Raw genomic sequence first — 17621 nt, 5'->3', positions numbered from 1 at the left:
GGAAACCTAGGCAGCAAACACGATCCCGCAACGCGCTGCAGCATTGCGGATATGTTCCTGCATGGCCTTCTGCGCTGCAGCGGGCGCGTGCCGGGCCAGGGCGCGGAGGATCTTGCGATGCTCCTGCCAGGTCTCCATAGCCCGCTCCGGGCGAATGAACGGCAGTTTCTGGCTTTCGACGAAGATCGCTTCACTGCTGGTGACGATATGCAGCATCGCCAGGTTGCCGCCGGCCTCCAGCAGACGGCGGTGGAAGGCGAAATCCAGCTGCGCCGCCGCCTCGAAATTGCCCGCCCGCAGTTCCACGCGCATGGCCTCGACATTCACCTCAAGGGCATCGAGGTCATCGGCGGTCAGGGCATTGGCGGCCTGGCCGGCGGCGAAGCCTTCCAGCACGTAGCGCAACTGGAAGGTATCCGCCGCACCGATCTGGGCGGCGAAAGGCCAGGCGAACCAGGGTGATTCACTAGCCGGCAGCGGCTTCGCCGCCTGCACGAACACGCCCTTGCCCGGCTGCACGCTGACCACGCCCAGCGCGCTCAGGGACGATAGCGCTTCGCGCAGTGACGCCCGGCTGACACCCAATCGCTCCGCCAGGTCGCGCTGCGATGGCAGGGCATCGCCAGCCTGGAATCCGCCTTCGCGGATCAGCTGCTGGATAGCCTGCACGGCCTGCTCCGGGACGGCGCTGCGGGTGGGGGTTTCGAACATGTGTTCAGACCAGTCGGAACGGAAGATGCGCTGTTTTACGTCCTTTCCCACCTGCTGCGCAAGTTTCGCTCCATCCTGGCGCAGGCCCGTGGCGCCTGCCTTTTCTCGGGGCATGCGATGCCGAAAAGACCCGCAACTGTTCAGACCAGTAATACCGCACAACACCTGCTTTCCAGCCCGTTTCCATGGTTTCCCCGCAGGCTGGCACGGCGGCTGCAATAGCCGGAAACACACCTTTCCGCTGCGAGGCACCGACCATGATTTCCTTCCGCAAACTCCTGCTTGCCACTCTGCTCTGCGGCAGCGCCCTCGGCGCCCAGGCCGATGTGCTCGGCGACATCACCCAGCGCGGCGTGCTCAAGGTCGCCGTGCCCCAGGACTTCCCGCCGTTCGGCTCGGTCGGCCCCGACCTCAAGCCACGCGGCCTGGATATCGACACCGCGCAACTGCTGGCCGACAAGCTCGGGGTGAAGCTGGCCCTGACCCCGGTCAACAGCACCAACCGCATTCCCTTCCTCACCACCGGCAAGGTCGACCTGGTGATCTCGAGCCTGGGCAAGAACCCCGAGCGCGAGAAGGTGGTGGACTTCTCCCTGCCCTACGCGCCCTTCTACCTCGGCGTGTTCGGCCCCGAAGACAGCAGCATCGATAAGGTCGAGGCCCTGGCCGGCAAGACCATCAGCGTGACCCGCGGCGCCATCGAGGACATGGAGCTCAGCGCCGTGGCCCCACAGGGCGCCACCATCAAGCGCTTCGAGGACAACAACTCGACCATCGCCGCCTACCTGTCCGGCCAGGTCGATCTGATTGCCAGCGGCAGCGTGGTGATGGCAGCGATCGCCGAAAAGAATCCGAAGAAGGTGCCGGTGCTCAAGGTCAAGCTCAAGGACTCGCCGGTGTACGTCGGCATGAGCAAGGAGCAGCCGGCGCTGCGCGACAAGGTCAACGCGATCCTCACCGAAGCCCGCAACGATGGCAGCCTCAACGCCAACGCCGAGAAATGGCTGAAGCAACCGCTGCCCGCCGACTTCCAGTGAGCCCTTGCGCATGGCCTATCAATTCGATTTCGCTGCAGTGCTGGCCCAGGGTGACCTGCTGCTCAAGGGTGCGCTGTTCACCCTCGAGCTGACCCTGATCGGCACCGTGGCCGGCGTGGCCGTGGGCATCCTTGGCGCGGTGGTCCGCGCCTGGCAACTGCGTCCGTTCAACTGGGTGTTCGCGGCGTACGTGGAACTGATCCGCAACACACCCTTCATCGTCCAGCTGTTCTTCATCTTCTTCGGCCTGCCGGCCCTGGGCCTGCGCATGACGGAATGGCAGGCCGCGGTGCTGGCCATGATCATCAACCTGGGCGCCTATTCCACCGAGATCATCCGCGCCGGCATCCAGGCGATACCGCGGGGTCAGCTGGAAGCCGCGGCGGCCCTGGCCCTGAGCCGGGTCGAGACCTTCCGCCACGTGATCCTGCGCCCTGCCCTGGCGCGGGTCTGGCCGGCACTGTCGAGCCAGATCGTGATCGTCATGCTGGGTTCAGCGGTGTGCTCGCAGATTGCGACCGAAGAGTTGTCGTTCGCCGCCAACTTCATCCAGTCACGCAACTTCCGCGCCTTCGAAACCTACCTGCTGACCACCCTGGTGTACCTGCTGATGGCCATCGCCGTGCGCCAGGTGCTCAACCTACTGGGCCGGCGCCTGATCCTGAGGAGAGGCTGATGGAATTCACCTTGTGGGACATCGTCCGCAACCTGCTGGTCGGCCTGCAGTGGACCCTGCTGCTGTCGCTGGTGGCCTTCGTCTGCGGCGGCCTGGGCGGTTTGCTGATGCTGCTGGCACGAATCTCGGAAAATGCCAGCCTGCGCGTGCTTGCCCGCTGCTATATCGAGCTGTTCCAGGGCACGCCACTGCTGATGCAACTGTTCATGGTGTTCTTCGGCATTGCCCTGTTCGGCATCGACGTCTCGGCCTGGATGGCGGCGGCAGTGGCCTTGACCCTGTTCACCAGCGCTTTCCTCGCCGAGATCTGGCGCGGCTGCGTCGAGTCGATCCCGCGCGGGCAATGGGAGGCCGGCTCGAGCCTGGCGCTGAACCGCTACGAGCAACTGCGCCATGTGATCCTGCCGCAAGCCCTGCGTATCGCCGTGGCGCCGACCGTCGGCTTTTCGGTGCAGGTGGTCAAGGGCACCGCGGTGACCTCGATCATCGGTTTCACCGAGCTGACCAAGACCGGCGGCATGCTGGCCAATGCCACGTTCGAACCCTTCCTGATCTACGGCCTGGTTGCCCTGGGCTATTTCATCCTGTGTTTTCCATTGTCCCTGGGTGCGCGTTACCTGGAGAGGAGGCTGCATGCCGCTGGTTAGAGTGTCCGCGTTGCACAAATACTACGGGGACAACCATGTCCTCAAGGGTGTCGACCTGAGCATCGAGCAAGGCGAGGTGGTGGCGATCATCGGCCGCAGCGGCTCGGGCAAGAGCACCTTGCTGCGCACCCTTAACGGCCTCGAGTCGATCAATGACGGGGTGATCGAGGTGGACGGCGAGTACCTCGACGCCGCCCGTGCCGACCTGCGGTCGTTGCGACAGAAGGTCGGGATGATCTTCCAGCAGTTCAACCTGTTCCCGCACCTGAGCATCGGCGAGAACGTCATGCTCGCCCCGCAACTGGTGAAGAAGACGCCCAAGGCCGAAGCCCGCGAGCTGGCGCAGCGCATGCTCGACCGGGTCGGCCTGGGCAACCGTTTCGACGCCTTCCCCGACCAGCTTTCCGGTGGCCAGCAGCAGCGGGTGGCCATCGCCCGGGCCCTGGCGATGTCGCCGAAAGTGCTGTTGTGCGATGAAATCACCTCGGCGCTGGACCCGGAGCTGGTCAACGAAGTGCTGGCGGTGGTCCGCGAACTGGCGCGGGAAGGCATGACCCTGGTGATGGTCACCCACGAAATGCGCTTTGCCCGTGAGGTCGGCGACAAGCTGGTGTTCATGCACCAGGGCAAGCTGCATGAGATGGGCGATCCGAAGGTACTGTTCGACGCACCGCAAACGCCGGAGCTGGCGAATTTCATCGGGAGTGTTGCCTGAACACACCCTGTGGGAGCTGGCTTGCCAGCGATGAGGCCAGCTTGAGCAATGATGGTGTCAGGTCAGGCCCAACTTCTGGCAAGCCAGTGCCCACAAGGTTAGCGGCGGTCCTCAGGCCAGGTGGTGAGGACCTCGAACCCATCATTGGTCACCACCACCATATGCTCCCATTGCGCCGACAATGAATTGTCCCTGGTGACCACCGTCCACTGGTCCGCCAGGGTCTGGGTCTGGCGCTTGCCATAGTTGAGCATCGGCTCGATGGTGAAGATCATCCCTTCCTTCAGGCGCATGCCATAGCCACGCTGGCCGAAATGCAGGATCTGCGGTTCGCCATGGTAGACCTGCCCGATGCCATGTCCGCAGTATTCGCGGACCACGCTGAATCCGGCGCCCTCGCCCACCGACTGGATGGCGTGGCCGATATCGCCCAGGGTCGCCCCCGGCCGCACCACGCGAATCCCCGCCCACATGGCCTCGAAGGTCACGTCGATCAAGCGCTGGGCTTCGGCACTGACCTTGCCCACGGTGTACATGCGGCTGGTATCGCCATACCAGCCGTCCTTGATCACTGCCGTGTCGATATTGACGATGTCACCTTCGTTGAGCACCCGTGCCGACGGAATGCCGTGGCACACCACCTCGTTGACCGAGACGCAGAGGGTCTTGGGGAAACCGTGGTAGCCGACGTTGGCCGGGATGGCCTTCTGCACGTTGACGATGTAGTCGTGGCAGATGCGGTCCAGCTCATCGGTGCTGACCCCGGGCTGGACATGCGGCTTGATCATCGCCAGCACATCGGCGGCCAGTTCGGCGGCGATGCGCGAGCGGGCGACCTGCTCGGGGGTATGCAGGGTGATGTTTCTCAATGCTGGGCCTCCAGGACACGTGGGTTCGAGGCGCCGTCGAGGGCGCAGACCTGCCTGATATCGAGGCCGCCCTGCTGTTCGGCCTGGATCAGCAGACGGCAGATTTCGTTGTGGTTCAGGTCGGGATGCAGCTCGGCGAGCATGCCGATGCGCATCCAGTGTTCGGCCTGGGCATTGATCGAGCGACTCAGGGCACTACTGGCGACGCGAAGGCTCTCATGCATGCTTTCAGAGATCTTTACGATACCCATGGACATTTCCTATATGAAACGCAGACGAATCGTATACTACCCGAAAATTTGCGCTGGGTAACATTTCCCGCTTGAAGCCCTGTACGGCGCTTCGCTGGAAAAGCACAGTTTCGCGCTTACGCTTTATCGATAGCCCGGTCACGCATCTGCTCAAGGAAGTTCAAGTGCCATCGATCTACCAGCTCAAACCCCGCTTCCAGGCGCTGTTGCGCCCGGGTGTCAGCCGCCTCCATGAGCGCGGCGTCACCGCCAACCAGGTGACCCTCGTCGCCGCCCTGGTCTCCGTACTGCTCGGCGTGCTGCTGGCCTGGGGCGCTTCCCATGCGTGGCTGTTCGCCCTGCTGCCGCTATGGATGCTACTGCGCATGGCGCTCAACGCCGTGGACGGCATGCTCGCCCGGGAGTTCGGCCAGCAATCGCGCCTGGGCGCCTACCTCAACGAACTCTGCGACGTCATTGCCGATACCGCGCTGTACCTGCCCTTCGCCCTGCTGCCCGGGGTCTGGCCGCTGCTGGTGGTACTGGTGGCGGTGGCCGCGCTGGTCAGCGAATACGCCGGGGTCATGGGTCCGCTGGCCGGGGCGTCGCGACGCTACGACGGCCCCATGGGCAAGAGCGACCGTGCCTTCGTCTTCGGTGCCCTGGGCCTGGCAGTGGCCTTCGCCATCCCGGCTGCCTGGGTCAACGGCGTGCTGCTGGTGGTCCTCCTGTTGTGCCTGTTCACCCTCTATAACCGGGTTCGCCAAGGTCTGGCAGAAACCCGCGAATTCCCTGCTGGATAAGGATATGTCCCATGCGCCAGGCGCACTCATCGCATTTCACCACCCACGACGGCGTCGAACTGTTCTACCGCCACTGGCCGGCGCAACGCGAGCCGGGGCAGGCCAGGAAGGCCGTGGTCATGTTCCATCGCGGCCATGAACACGGCGGCCGCATGGCTCACCTGGTAGACGAACTGGACCTGCCCGACCACGACTTCTTCGCCTGGGACGCCCGCGGCCACGGCCAGTCCCCGGGTACCCGCGGCGACAGCCCGGGCTTCGCCCACAGCGTGCGCGACGTGCAGACCTTCATTTACCATATCGGCGACCAGCACGGGATTCCCGAAACGGATATCGCCGTTCTCGCCCAAAGCGTCGGCGCCGTGCTGGTGGCGACCTGGGCCCATGACTACGCGCCCAAGGTGCGCTGCCTGGTGCTGGCCTCGCCGGCCTTCGATATCAAGCTGTACGTGCCCTTCGCCCGCCCCGGTCTCAAGGCCCTGCGCGCCTGGCGCGGCAATTTCTTCGTCAACAGCTACGTCAAGCCGCAGTTGCTTACCCATGATCCGGAGCGGGTGCTGAGCTACCGCAGCGATCCGCTGATCACCCGGCCGATCTCGGTGAACATGCTGCTTGGCCTGTACGATGCTGCAGACCGGGTGGTGGCCGACGCCCAGGCGATCCAGATCCCCACGCAACTGCTGATTTCCGGGGCCGACGTGGTGGTCCGGCGCAAGCCGCAGGAAGATTTCTTCGAGCGCCTTGGCACCCTGCACAAGGAAAAGCACATCCTCCCCGGCTTCTTCCACGACACCCTCGGCGAGCGCGATCGCGGCCATGCCCTGGCACGGATCCGGCGTTTCGTCCGCCAGTGTTTCCAGCAGCCCGCGCAGCGCCCGAGCCTGCTCGACGCCGACAGGCAGGGCGCCAGTTGCGCCGAGGCCGAGAGCCTGGCTGCGCCGTTGCCGAAATACTCGCTGCGCAACCTCTACTGGCAGGCCACCCGCGCCTCGCTGCGCCTGGGCAAGGGGCTGTCCGAGGGCATCAAGCTGGGCTTCGACACCGGTTTCGATTCCGGCAGCACCCTCGACTACGTTTACCGTAACCAGCCCGCCGGCAAGGGCAACTTCGGCCAGTTGGTGGACCGCAACTACCTCGACGCCATCGGCTGGCGCGGCATCCGCCAGCGCAAGCTGCATGCCGAGGAACTGCTGCGCCTGGCCATCGCCCGCCTGCGCGAACAAGGGCGGGCGGTGCATATCGTCGATATCGCCGCCGGCCACGGGCGCTACATTCTCGAAGCACTGGAAGGGCTGGAACAGCGTCCCGATTCGATCCTGCTGCGCGACTACAGCGAGCTGAACGTCAGCCAGGGCAGCGCGCTGATCGAGGAGAAAGGCCTGGGCGATATCGCCCGCTTCGTGCGTGGCGACGCCTTCGACCGGGCGTCCCTCGCCGCCCTCGATCCACGGCCGAGCGTGGCGGTGGTGTCCGGGCTGTACGAGCTGTTCCCCGACAACGACCTGATCCGCGCCTCCCTCGGCGGCCTGGCCGATGCCGTCGAAGACGGCGGCTACCTGGTCTACACCGGCCAGCCGTGGCACCCGCAATTGGAGATGATCGCCCGCGCCCTGACCAGCCATCGCGACGGTCAGCCCTGGGTCATGCGTCGGCGCAGCCAGGCGGAGATGGACCAACTGGTCGAGGCCGCCGGCTTCCGCAAGCTGGAGCAGCGCATCGATGAATGGGGCATCTTCAGCGTCAGCCTGGCCCGGCGGGTACGTTGATGCAGGTCTCGCGCGAACCGGGGCTGATCAAGCGCGGTGTGCTCTGGCTGCTGTTGCTCGGCCCGCTGTTCTTCCTCAGCTATGGCCTGAGCAACAGCTTCACCGCCGGGCGCAACGACGTCGGCACGCTGGTCTTCGACTGGGAACGCCACATTCCCCTGTGGTCGTGGAGCATCGTGCCCTACTGGTCCATCGACCTGCTCTACGGCCTGTCCTTCCTGCTCCCGCGCAATCGCCGGGAAATGGACCTGCACGCGCTGCGCCTGCTCAGCGCCCAACTGATCTGCATCGCCTGCTTCCTGCTCTGGCCGCTGCGCTTCACCTTCGAGCGCCCGGAACTCGCTGGCGCATTCGGCTGGCTGTTCGATGTGCTGATGGGCTTCGACAAGCCTTACAACCAGGCGCCATCCCTGCATATCGCCCTGCTGGTGATCATCTGGGCGATGTTCGCCCGGCATACCCGCGGGGCTTGGCTACGTGGCCTGATGCATGCCTGGATGGCGCTGATCGGGCTGTCGGTACTGACCACCTGGCAACACCATTTCATCGACCTCCCCACGGGTGCCCTGGCCGGTTTCCTGTGCCTGTGGCTGTGGCCCCGGGAAGGCGAGCTGCCATTGCGCCTGGCGCGCCTGCAATCGTCGCGACGGCGTCTCGGCCTGGCCCTGCGCTACGGCCTGGGGGCCGGACTGCTCGCAGCGCTGGCCTTCACCTTGAAAGGCTTCTGGCTCTGGCTGTTGTGGCCCGGCATTGCGCTGCTGATGGTGGCGCTGAACTACGCCGTGTTCGGCGCTGCCGGCTTCCAGAAAGGGGCCGATGGCAACCTGTCCTGCGCGGTACGCTGGCTGCTGGCACCCTATCTGGCGGCAGCCTGGATCAATTCACGCCTGTGGACCCGCCGTCACCCGCAGGCCGATGAGGTCTGCGCCGGCGTCTGGCTCGGTCGCCTGCCCGCCCGGGGCGAGGCCACGGCCTTCTCCGGGATAGTCGATCTGTGTGCCGAACTGCCGATGACGCCCGACCCTGGCCAGCACTATCGCAGCCTGCCCAGCCTGGACCTGGTGGTAGCGGACGCCGCGCTGTGCCGTGAGGCCGCAGCGACCATCGAAGCCTTGCGCGTCCATGGCCCGCTGCTGGTCTGCTGTGCCCTGGGCTACTCGCGCAGCGCCAGCGCGGTGGCGGCCTGGCTGGTACTCAGCGGCCGCTGCGCGGATATCGACGCGGCCGAGGCGCTGATCCGCCAGGCCCGGCCCGGCGTGGTGCTGTACCCGGCCCACCGCCGCGTGCTGGAACGCTTGCACCCGGGAGCCTGTCCATGAGCGAAGAACCGCAACTGGCCCTGACTGCGCGCTTGCTGGAGCGCGGTCGGCAGATCGAAAGGCTGTCCGACGGCATCAGCCTGCTGGCCCTGGGTTTCGGCCTGGCGCCGCTGCTGCTGGCGCCCCGTCATCCCGGCCTGACCAGCACGCTATGTGCCTTGCTGCTGATCCTTGGGCTGGCGCAGAAGTACCATGCCCTGCGCGTGGCCCTGGATGCCGAATTGATCGGCGCCCTGGCCAACGATGCCGGACGCTTGGGCAGCCGCACCCGGGCCCTCGACCAGGCCCTGTACGAACTGGGCCTGAAACGCGGCGTGGCCGAGCGCGACTGGCTGGCCCGTTGTCGCGGCGCCTTGCGTCTGTTGCGCCGGCAAGGCATCTGTTTCGCTGTACAAGTGTCATTGGCGTTGTCGGGGCTGCTGATCCTGCCCTGGCTTCCACCGGCTGCATAAAGGACGCACCCATGCTCGCTACATTCACCGCCTTCCTCATCACTTCCTTCGCCCGCCTGGTCACCGGGGCCCGTGCCCTGTGGCTGGGCTGCAGCCCGCTGCCGATCCAGCGCCTGTATTTCGCCAACCACAGCAGCCACGGCGACTTCGTGCTGATCTGGGCTTCCTTGCCGGAAACCCTGCGCCGCCGCACCCGCCCGGTGGCCGGGGCCGATTACTGGCTCAAGCCCGGGATCCGCAGTTTCCTGATCCGCAAGGTGTTCAACGGCGTGCTGCTGGACCGTCAGCGCAGCGAGCCCGAGGCCGATCCGCTGCTGCCCGTGAAAGAGGCCCTGGCCCAGGGTGATTCGCTGATCTTCTTCCCGGAAGGCACGCGCAATCTCGGCGACGAGCCCTTGCTGCCGTTCAAGAGCGGGCTGTTCCACCTGGCCCGGGCGCAACCGGACATCGAACTGGTACCGGTGTGGATCGCCAACCTCAACCGGGTCATGCCCAAGGGGCGCACCCTGCCCCTGCCGCTGCTGTGCACCCTGAGCTTCGGCGAGCCGCTGCAACTGCAGGCCGACGAGAGCAAGCAGGCCTTTATCGAACGCGCCAGCCATGCCCTGCTGGCCCTGGCCCCGAAGGAGGTCTGACATGCACGCTTCCGCCTGGCCACTGTTCGCCGGCATCGGCGCCCTGCTCCTGCTTGCCAGCCTGATCGGCCGCGCCTTGAAATGGCGCGCCGGCCCCGGCCCACACGTGGTGATCGATAACTTGAATGCACGTATCGACGCCTGGTGGGTGATGGTCCTGGTCATCGGGCTGGCGTTCATCTTCGGCAAGACCGGGGTGATCGTGCTGTTCTACCTGGTGTCGTTCTACGCATTGCGCGAATTCATCACCCTCACCCCGACCCGGCGCAGCGACTATCCGGCGCTGGTGCTGGCGTTCTACGTGGCGCTGCCGGTGCAGTACCTGCTGATCGGCTTCGACTGGTACGGGCTGTTCAGCATCTTCATTCCGGTGTACCTGTTCTTGTTGTTGCCGATCCTGGCCAGCTTCGGCGGCGATACCACGCGTTTTCTCGAACGCGCGTCCAAGGTGCAGTGGGGGCTGATGATAGCGGTCTACTGCCTGTCCTCGGTGCCGGCACTGATGACCCTGGACATCCCCGGCTTCGAGGGGCGCAACCTGCTGCTGATCGCCTGGCTGATCCTCGTGGTGCAGATCAGCGACGTGTTGCAGTACGTCTGCGGCAAGTTGTTCGGCAAGCGCAAGGTCGCACCGTCGCTCTCCCCGTCCAAGACCCTGGAAGGCCTGGTCGGCGGCGTGGCCCTGGCCACCCTGGTCGGCGCCGCGCTGTACTGGATCACGCCGTTCAGCCCCTGGCAGGCGGCGCTGATGGCCCTGGTGGTGAATATCATGGGCTTCTTCGGCGGCCTGGTGATGTCGGCGATCAAGCGCGACCGCGGGGTCAAGGACTGGGGCCACATGATCGAGGGCCACGGCGGCATGCTCGACCGGATGGACTCCGTGTGCTTTGCGGCGCCGATCTTCTTCCATTTCGTCCGGTATTGGTGGGCATAAGCGGCCTGCCACTGGTGGCCCCCAGCCACCCGTGGCAAGCTGGGTCAAGTGCTTGGCAGAGGAAGGCAAGCGGTGACGCGGGTGACCGTGTCCAATGGGCAGCCCGCATTTCCCGAGTCCGGGACGGGCCACAAGAGCCAGCCACTGGCCGATGGTGCCTGCGTGCCAACGTCCGATAATCGCCGCGCCCCGCCAGGAGGGCGTCTGCCACCAGGAGTACCGTCATGGGCAAACTTGCTCTGGCTGCCAAGATCACCCACGTTCCGTCCATGTATCTTTCCGAGCTGCCCGGCCCACGCCAGGGGTATCGCCAGGCCGCGATCGATGGCCACAAGGAGATTTCCCGGCGCTGCCGCGAACTGGGGGTCGACACCCTGGTGGTGTTCGACACCCACTGGCTGGTCAACGCCAACTACCACATCAACTGCAGCCCGCACTTCAAGGGCACCTACACCAGCAACGAGCTGCCGCACTTCATCGCCAACATGGACTACGAAGTGCCGGGCAATGCCTTGCTGGGCAAGCTGATGGCCGCCGAGGCCAACCGCCTCGGCGTCGAGACCATGGCCCACGACGCCACCAGCCTCGGCCCGGAATACGGCACCTTGGTGCCGATGCGCTACATGAACGAAGACCAGCACTTCAAGGTCGTCTCGGTTTCCGCCCTGTGCACCTCGCATTACCTCAACGACAGTGCACGCCTGGGCTGGGCCCTGCGCAAGGCGGTGGAGGATCACTACGAGGGGACCGTCGCCTTCCTCGCCAGCGGTTCGCTGTCGCACCGTTTCGCCCAGAACGGCCAGGCCCCGGAATTCGCCGACAAGGTCTGGAGCCCGTTCCTGGAAACCCTCGACCACCGCGTGGTGCAAATGTGGGAAAACGCCGAGTGGGACGACTTCTGCACCATGCTTCCGGAATATGCGGTCAAGGGCCATGGCGAAGGTTTCATGCATGACACCGCCATGCTTCTCGGCGCCCTGGGCTGGTCGAAGTACGATGGCAAGGTCGAGGTGGTCACGCCTTACTTCGGTTCGTCGGCGACCGGGCAGATCAATGCGATCTTCCCGGTGACCCCGCAGGATGGCTCGGCGATTCCGGCGGCGCAGGCGTCTTCGGGGCAATTGGCAGCGTTTGGCCGGTTGTAATCCAGATCCAAGGGCCTCATCGCCGGCAACGCCGGCTCCCACAAGGTTCGGTGTCATGCCCGGATTCAGTGGCTCAGAACCCTGTGGGAGCCGGCGTTGCCGGCGATGAGGCCATCAAATCCAAAAGATCCTCTCCGGCAAGATCTCCACTTCTCTTGGCAGCCCCGATCAAATCCCCCGGCAACCTGAGTCAAGCACCTACCGACCGTTAGGCATTTAATGCAAAGTGTAACAAGCGCCACGGTCGCCCCTGCCCAACTCCAATTATTCAGGCCGCCCCATGATCAACGTCGAAACGCCCACCTACTACTCCGCCACCAAGAAGTACAACCTCGCCTTTCCCACCCTGGAAGCCGATATCGAAGCCGACGTGGTGGTGATCGGCGGTGGTTTCTCCGGCATCAACACCGCCCTGGAACTGGCCGAGAAAGGCATCACCAATATCGTGGTGCTGGAAGCGCGCTACCTGGGCTTCGGCGGCACCGGGCGCAATGGCGGGCAGATCATGGCCGGCATCGGCCACGACCTCGAGAAAATCCGCAGCAGCGTCGGCGAACAAGGCCTGCAGCAGATCTTCGAAATCAGCGAGCTGGGCGCCGGGATCATCAAGGAGCGAATCGCCCGGTACAACATCGATGCCGACTTTCGCCATGGCTACGGCTACATGGGTTTCAACGCCCGGCAGGCCCGCACCCTGCGCAACTGGGAGCAGGAGTTCAAGAAGGTCAATACCAAGGATGAAATCCGCTTCCTCGGCGGTTCCGAGGTCAAGCAGATCATTGGCTCCGACGCCTACAGCAGCGCCCTGCTGCACATGGGTGGCGGCCACGTGCATTCGCTCAACCTGCTGCTCGGCGAAGCCCAGGCCCTGGTGAGCCACGGCGTGCGCATCTTCGAACACAGCGCCGCCCTCGAAGTGCGCTATGGCGACACCATCACCGTGCGCACCGGCCGCGGGTCGGTGAAGGCCGCCAAGCTGCTGTGGGCCTGCGACAGCTTCCTCAACAAGCTGGAGCCGGAACTGCACAGCCGTACCATCAACACCTACGCCTTCCAGTTGATGACCGAGCCGCTTTCCGACGAGTTGATCCAGCGCATCAGCCCGATCCGCGGGGCCTACAGCGATATCCGCCCGGTCATCGACTACTACCGGGTGACCAACGAAAACCGCCTGCTGTTCGGTGCCGCGACGCCCTTCATCGAGCACATCCCCAACGACCTCAAGGCCTGGAACCGCGCCTTGATGCTGAAGATCTTCCCCTACCTCAAGGACGTGAAGATCGACCTCGCCTGGGGCGGCCCGATGGCCACCAGCGCCAACCTGTTCCCGCAGATCGGCACGCTCGGTGGTCGGCGCAATGCCTTCTATGTGCAGGGCTACTCCGGTTTCGGGGTGACCCCGAGCCATATCGTCTGCAAGATCCTCGCCGAAGGCATGGCCGAGGGCTCCAGCCGCTACGACCTGTTCAGCTCGGTGAAGCATGCGCGGATCATCGGCAAGGACCATTTCCGCCCGGCAATCCTCACGGCGGCGAAGACGCTGCACCAGTTATCCGGGTTCTTCAACGGCAGGCGTTGAAGCTCTTGGTTGTTGCTGAGGGCCTCATCGCCGGCAACGCCGGCTCCCACAGGGCCGTGCCCTGTGGGAGCTGGCTTGCCAGCGATGAGGCCCTCCAGGTTCACACCGATAGCTGATTGGTAAACTGCCCCACCGCGTTCACCACCTTCTGCGCGCCGTCCTGGATCTCGACGATCACATTGCCCGCCTGGGCCGATAGCTCCAGGCCCTGCTCGGCCCGGGCCTTGCCTTGCTCGATGATGCGCACCGCTTCCTCGGCCAGTTTCTGGTTCTGCGTGACCACATCGACGATTTCCTCGGTGGCCTTGGTGGTGCGCGACGCCAGCTGCCGCACTTCGTCGGCGACCACCGCGAATCCGCGGCCCTGCTCCCCTGCCCGGGCCGCCTCGATGGCCGCGTTGAGCGCCAGCAGGTTGGTCTGGTCGGCAATGCCGCCGATGCTCTTGACGATGCTGCCGACGATCTGCGACTGCTTGTCCAGCGCCGCGATGCCCTCCACGGCCGCCGCCATCTGCACTGCCAGGCCCTGGATCACCTCTACGGTTTCCTGGATCACCACGCTGCCGCGGCGGGCACTGTCGTCGGTGTGCTGCGAGGTGGTGAAGGCGATTTCCGCAGCCTTGGACACGGCGATTTCACGGTTGACCTGGTCGGTGATCACCGTGGCGAACTTGACGATCTTGTACAGCCGCCCATGGGCATCGGAGATCGGGTTGTAGGTCGCCTCCAGCCAGACCACCTGGCCATGGCTGTCGATGCGCTTGAAGCGGTCGGCGATGAATTCACCGCGGCGCAGCTTGTCCCAGAAGCGCTCGTACTGCGGCGAGGCGACTTCGGCAGGATCGCAGAACACCCGGTGATGCTGGCCCTTGAGGGCCGCCAGCGTATAGCCCATGCCCTGCAGGAACCGCTCGTTGGCGGTCAGCACATTGCCTTGCAGGTCGAATTCGACCACGGCGGTGGAACGCTGCAGGGCCTCGATCAGGTTCTCGCGCTCACGGGACGACTCGATGGTGCGGGTCAGGTCGTTTGCATACAGCGAGATGTAGTTGACCTGGCCGTTGCGGTCCTTGATCGGCTGGACGATGGCGCGCAACCAGGCCTCGTTGCCATTGCCGCGCTTGAGCTGCAAGGCCCCGGCCCAGTGCTCGCCGCTCTGGATCGCGCGCTTCATCAGGTTGAAGTGGTTGGTGCCCTGGGCATACTCCGGAACCAGGCCGAACAGGACCTTGCCCTCCACCGCAGCGGCGGAGTACTGCATTTCGCCGAGGAAATTGGCATTGGCCGAAAGAACCTGGCCCTGGGAGTTCAACTTGAGAAAGAGCATCTCGCGGTCGAGGCTTTCCTTGACCTGCTCGAGGGATGAAAGCCGGTCCTGTGCCTCTGCCAGTTCCTGCTTGAGCCGCCGATACGCTGGAAACATGAGGGATTACCTCCAAGAGTGCGAAAGTGTGAGCAGCTTGCCCGATCAATGCGTCAATACTTCATCATCCAGGCTTCCAGGTCGTGCGCCGGGAGCGGCTTCGACAACAGGTAGCCCTGGACGACGTGATACCCCTGGTCCTTCAGAATCCGGTACTGGCCGTGTTGCTCGACCCCTTCGGCCACGACTTTCAGGTGCAGGCTATCGCCGATGCGCATTACTGCGTCACTCAGCGCCCGGCTGGTTTCGTCCGCTTCCAGATCCAGCACGAAACTGCGATCCAGCTTCAGTTCCTGTATCGGCAGCTTGCGCAGATAACTCAAGCTCGAATAACCGGTACCGAAGTCGTCCATGGCCAGGCGGATGCCCCGGGCATTGAGCTCATGCAGGACCTTCATGGTCCCGGGATTGGTATCGAGCAGCAGGTTCTCGGTGAGTTCGAGGGTCAGGTCCGTGGCAGCCAGGCCGTGCTGGTCGAGGACGTTGCCGATCATTGCGGCCAGGTCCAGGTTATGGAAGTTGCTCGGTGACAGGTTCACCGACACCGCAGGAATGTTCAGGCCCTTGCGCCGCCATGCCGCCAGTTGCCGGCAGGCCTCGCGCAAAGCCCAGTGGCCCAGTTCGGTAATCAGCCCGCACTCCTCGGCCAGCGGGATGAAGCGCGCCGGCGAGACCACACCGAAGGTCGGGTGGGTCCAGCGAGCCAGGGCCTCGACGCCATAGACCTGGCCGTCTTCGATGGTCACCTGGGGCTGGTAATGCAGTTGCAGCGAGCCCTGCGCGATCGCCTCGCGCAACGCGCTTTCCAGGGCCTGGCGCTCCTGGGCCAGTTCGTCGAGCTCGTGGCTGAAAAAGCTGAACCGCCCGCGCCCGGCACTCTTGGCCTGGTACATGGCCATGTCGGCGCGGTGGATCAGGCTGCTCATATCGTGGCCGTCGCGCGGATACAGGCTCACGCCGATACTGGCCGAGGGCGAGAAACAGGAGCCGGCGATCCGGCACGGCTGGGAAATCGCCTGGCGGATCTCCTCGATGGTGTCGTTGACCCGCTCGCTGTCGCAATCGGGCAGCACCACCACGAACTCGTCGCCGGACAGGCGGCCGACGATATCGTTGCTATTGCGGTTGGCGCCCAGGCGCTGGGCTACCAGCTTGAGCAGTTCGTCCCCCGCCGGATGCCCCAGGGAATCGTTGATCTGCTTGAAGCGATCGAGATCGATGAACAGCACCGCCAAGGCCGTCCGGGTACGCCGCGCCTCGATCAAGGCATGGTCGGCATTGGCGTGCAGCAGGCTGCGGTTGGGCAGGCGGGTCAGGCTGTCGTAGAACGCCAGTTGGCGAATGCTCTCGCGGTTGGCCTCGCGCTCCATGGCCACGGCACACAGCGGCAGGACCACCTCGACGATCTGCTGGTGGAGGACCGAAGGCGTGCGGTGCTCGCCATAATAAAAGGCCAGGACGCCGATCGCCGCCCCCTTGGCGCTCTTGATCGGAATCGACCAGGCGCTGCTGATACCCAGCGCCCTGCACTCGTCGCGGATCGGTGTCCAGTGCGGATCGCTGGCGATGTCCCGGGCAAAGACCATTTCGCCACGGCAGGCGGCCACACTGGACGAGCCGATGCCATCGCGGATCGGCATGCCCTCCAGCAGTTGCCCGTAGCGCTCGGAAAAACCCGGTGCCGCCAGCGGGTGCATGGCGCCGTCCTCGTCGACCTGGATCACCGCGGCGCGGACCTCGGGCGCCATGCGCCGGATTTCGCTGCACAGCAGGTCCATCACCGACGCCAGGGGCATTTCCCGAACCATGGCGTCGAGAATGCAGTGCTGCAGCACCTGATGGATCTTCGAGGCGGTGATATCGGTGAGCACGGTCACGGTATGGGCCAGTTCGCCATTGGCCCCGGCCACCGGGTTGATCGCCACGTTGCACCAGATGCGCTCGCCGCCCTTGACCTGCAACAACTCCTCGACCTGGCACGAGCGCCCGCCGCGCAAATCGCGCTGCAACCCCACCAGCCGCTGCGGTGGCAGATCCGGCACCAGCAGTTGCGCCGGCTGGCAGTCGGCGATCTCCTCCAGGTGGTAGCCGAACAGCTTTTCGAAGCCCTTGTTCAGGTACACCAGCCTGCCGCTACCGTCGGTGATGAAGATCGCGTTGTCGGTCTGGTCGGCCACCAGCGACAACAGCTTGGTGCGCTTGCGCTCCTTGCGCTGCTCGGTCACGTCCTTGACGAAGGCGGTGTAGAGAATCTGCCCCTCGGTCTCGACCCGCGAGATCGACATCGAACCCCAGCGCTGGCTGCCGTCCTTTTTGTGGATCGGCACGTCGCGGGTAGTGCCGACGATCTTGTTGACCCCGGTACGGCGATTGCTATCGACATAACCGTCATGTTTGCTGCGGATATTCTCCGGTACCAACATGCTCACATTATTGCCGAGCACTTCTTCGCGATGAAAACCCCACAACTTTTCCGCGGCACCGTTGAAGAGGATGACGCGGTTATCGCTATCGATCACAACAACACTGTCGATGGCTTGTTCCAGGGTATGAACGAAGATCTCAGAAAGATTCCGGGTAGTGGACATCAAGTCGATCCGAACGCAACTTGTTGAAAGCGGCCAAAGCGCTACGAAGCCATGCAGCAAAGCACTGCATGACCAAGCGTAGAGCCTCTGGG

17 protein-coding genes and 1 pseudogene are annotated in these 17621 nt (G+C 64.6%); 12 read left to right on the top strand and 6 right to left on the bottom strand.

Features of this window, described 5'->3' with window-relative positions:
- Positions 1–6 precede the first annotated feature (6 nt).
- Positions 7–711 carry a FadR/GntR family transcriptional regulator gene (locus tag ACPFMA_RS10815; RefSeq protein WP_064302809.1) on the bottom strand — a complete coding sequence of 235 codons (705 nt, stop codon included), beginning with the start codon at positions 709–711 and terminating at the stop codon, positions 7–9.
- 257 nt (positions 712–968) lie between these two features.
- On the opposite strand from ACPFMA_RS10815, the gene ACPFMA_RS10810 reads away from it, so the two are divergent.
- From ACPFMA_RS10810 to ACPFMA_RS10795, 4 genes are read left to right on the top strand one after another with little or no spacing between them, the layout of a single operon-like run.
- Positions 969–1748 (top strand): transporter substrate-binding domain-containing protein, encoded by a 780-nt coding sequence (locus ACPFMA_RS10810; protein WP_425930144.1) that lies wholly within the window; start codon positions 969–971, stop codon positions 1746–1748.
- A 10-nt stretch (positions 1749–1758) separates the two neighbouring features.
- Positions 1759–2424, top strand: a complete 666-nt coding sequence (locus ACPFMA_RS10805; protein WP_064302811.1) for an amino acid ABC transporter permease — start codon at positions 1759–1761, stop codon at positions 2422–2424.
- On the top strand, positions 2421–3071 hold the full coding sequence (locus ACPFMA_RS10800) for an amino acid ABC transporter permease (RefSeq protein WP_420057313.1): 651 nt from the start codon (positions 2421–2423) through the stop codon (positions 3069–3071). Before ACPFMA_RS10805 ends, ACPFMA_RS10800 begins: the two co-directional genes overlap by 4 nt.
- Positions 3058–3786, top strand: a complete 729-nt coding sequence (locus ACPFMA_RS10795) for an amino acid ABC transporter ATP-binding protein (RefSeq protein WP_425930143.1) — start codon at positions 3058–3060, stop codon at positions 3784–3786. The genes ACPFMA_RS10800 and ACPFMA_RS10795 overlap by 14 nt, the downstream gene beginning before the upstream one ends.
- Positions 3787–3884: 98 nt before the next feature.
- Here the strand turns inward: ACPFMA_RS10795 and map are convergent, their stop codons facing one another.
- Positions 3885–4655 carry a type I methionyl aminopeptidase gene (gene map, locus ACPFMA_RS10790; protein ID WP_420057156.1) on the bottom strand — a complete coding sequence of 257 codons (771 nt, stop codon included), beginning with the start codon at positions 4653–4655 and terminating at the stop codon, positions 3885–3887.
- The gene (locus tag ACPFMA_RS10785; RefSeq protein ID WP_064302814.1) at positions 4652–4906 is read right to left on the bottom strand and encodes a ParD-like family protein; all 255 of its coding nucleotides are present in this window, start codon (positions 4904–4906) and stop codon (positions 4652–4654) included. Before ACPFMA_RS10785 ends, map begins: the two co-directional genes overlap by 4 nt.
- Before the next feature lie 164 nt (positions 4907–5070).
- On the opposite strand from ACPFMA_RS10785, the gene ACPFMA_RS10780 reads away from it, so the two are divergent.
- From ACPFMA_RS10780 to ACPFMA_RS10745, 8 genes are all read left to right on the top strand, one after another.
- Positions 5071–5688, top strand: a complete 618-nt coding sequence (locus tag ACPFMA_RS10780) for a CDP-alcohol phosphatidyltransferase family protein (RefSeq protein WP_081263153.1) — start codon at positions 5071–5073, stop codon at positions 5686–5688.
- An 11-nt stretch (positions 5689–5699) separates the two neighbouring features.
- A complete protein-coding gene (locus tag ACPFMA_RS10775; RefSeq protein WP_425930142.1) occupies positions 5700–7454 on the top strand; it encodes a bifunctional alpha/beta hydrolase/class I SAM-dependent methyltransferase in 1755 nt (584 codons plus the stop codon).
- Positions 7454–8773, top strand: a complete 1320-nt coding sequence (locus ACPFMA_RS10770; RefSeq protein ID WP_425930141.1) for a phosphatase PAP2/dual specificity phosphatase family protein — start codon at positions 7454–7456, stop codon at positions 8771–8773. Before ACPFMA_RS10775 ends, ACPFMA_RS10770 begins: the two co-directional genes overlap by 1 nt.
- Complete coding sequence (locus tag ACPFMA_RS10765) at positions 8770–9225, top strand: hypothetical protein (RefSeq protein ID WP_009401614.1); 456 nt, start codon at positions 8770–8772, stop codon at positions 9223–9225. The genes ACPFMA_RS10770 and ACPFMA_RS10765 overlap by 4 nt, the downstream gene beginning before the upstream one ends.
- Positions 9226–9236: 11 nt before the next feature.
- Positions 9237–9860 carry a lysophospholipid acyltransferase family protein gene (locus tag ACPFMA_RS10760; protein ID WP_064302817.1) on the top strand — a complete coding sequence of 208 codons (624 nt, stop codon included), beginning with the start codon at positions 9237–9239 and terminating at the stop codon, positions 9858–9860.
- Position 9861: 1 nt separating this feature from the next.
- Positions 9862–10794: a phosphatidate cytidylyltransferase gene (locus tag ACPFMA_RS10755; protein WP_425930140.1), complete on the top strand. Its 933-nt coding sequence runs from the start codon at positions 9862–9864 to the stop codon at positions 10792–10794.
- A 224-nt stretch (positions 10795–11018) separates the two neighbouring features.
- Entirely contained in the window at positions 11019–11939 is a 921-nt protein-coding gene (gene hpaD, locus ACPFMA_RS10750) for a 3,4-dihydroxyphenylacetate 2,3-dioxygenase (protein ID WP_064302819.1), read from the top strand.
- Between the two features lie 280 nt (positions 11940–12219).
- Positions 12220–13518: an NAD(P)/FAD-dependent oxidoreductase gene (locus tag ACPFMA_RS10745; RefSeq protein ID WP_420057151.1), complete on the top strand. Its 1299-nt coding sequence runs from the start codon at positions 12220–12222 to the stop codon at positions 13516–13518.
- Between the two features lie 100 nt (positions 13519–13618).
- Here ACPFMA_RS10745 and ACPFMA_RS10740 read toward each other — a convergent pair whose 3' ends face one another.
- The 3 genes and pseudogenes from ACPFMA_RS10740 to ACPFMA_RS10730 form a co-directional block, all read right to left on the bottom strand.
- Positions 13619–14029, bottom strand: a complete 411-nt coding sequence (locus tag ACPFMA_RS10740; protein WP_376699756.1) for a methyl-accepting chemotaxis protein — start codon at positions 14027–14029, stop codon at positions 13619–13621.
- Positions 14030–14164: 135 nt separating this feature from the next.
- A pseudogene (locus ACPFMA_RS10735) lies at positions 14165–14845 on the bottom strand (PAS domain-containing protein); the annotation flags it as partial.
- Between the two features lie 149 nt (positions 14846–14994).
- On the bottom strand, positions 14995–17529 hold the full coding sequence (locus tag ACPFMA_RS10730; RefSeq protein ID WP_420057150.1) for an EAL domain-containing protein: 2535 nt from the start codon (positions 17527–17529) through the stop codon (positions 14995–14997).
- Between the last annotated feature and the right edge of the window lie 92 nt (positions 17530–17621).

Origin of the sequence: Pseudomonas sp. NyZ201, from assembly GCF_049860765.1 — a bacterium.
In the GTDB taxonomy this organism is placed as follows: Bacteria; Pseudomonadota; Gammaproteobacteria; order Pseudomonadales; family Pseudomonadaceae; genus Aquipseudomonas; species Aquipseudomonas bharatica.
The sequence above is the reverse complement of the archived record's forward strand: the minus strand, read 5'-3'. Positions and strand labels throughout refer to the sequence as shown.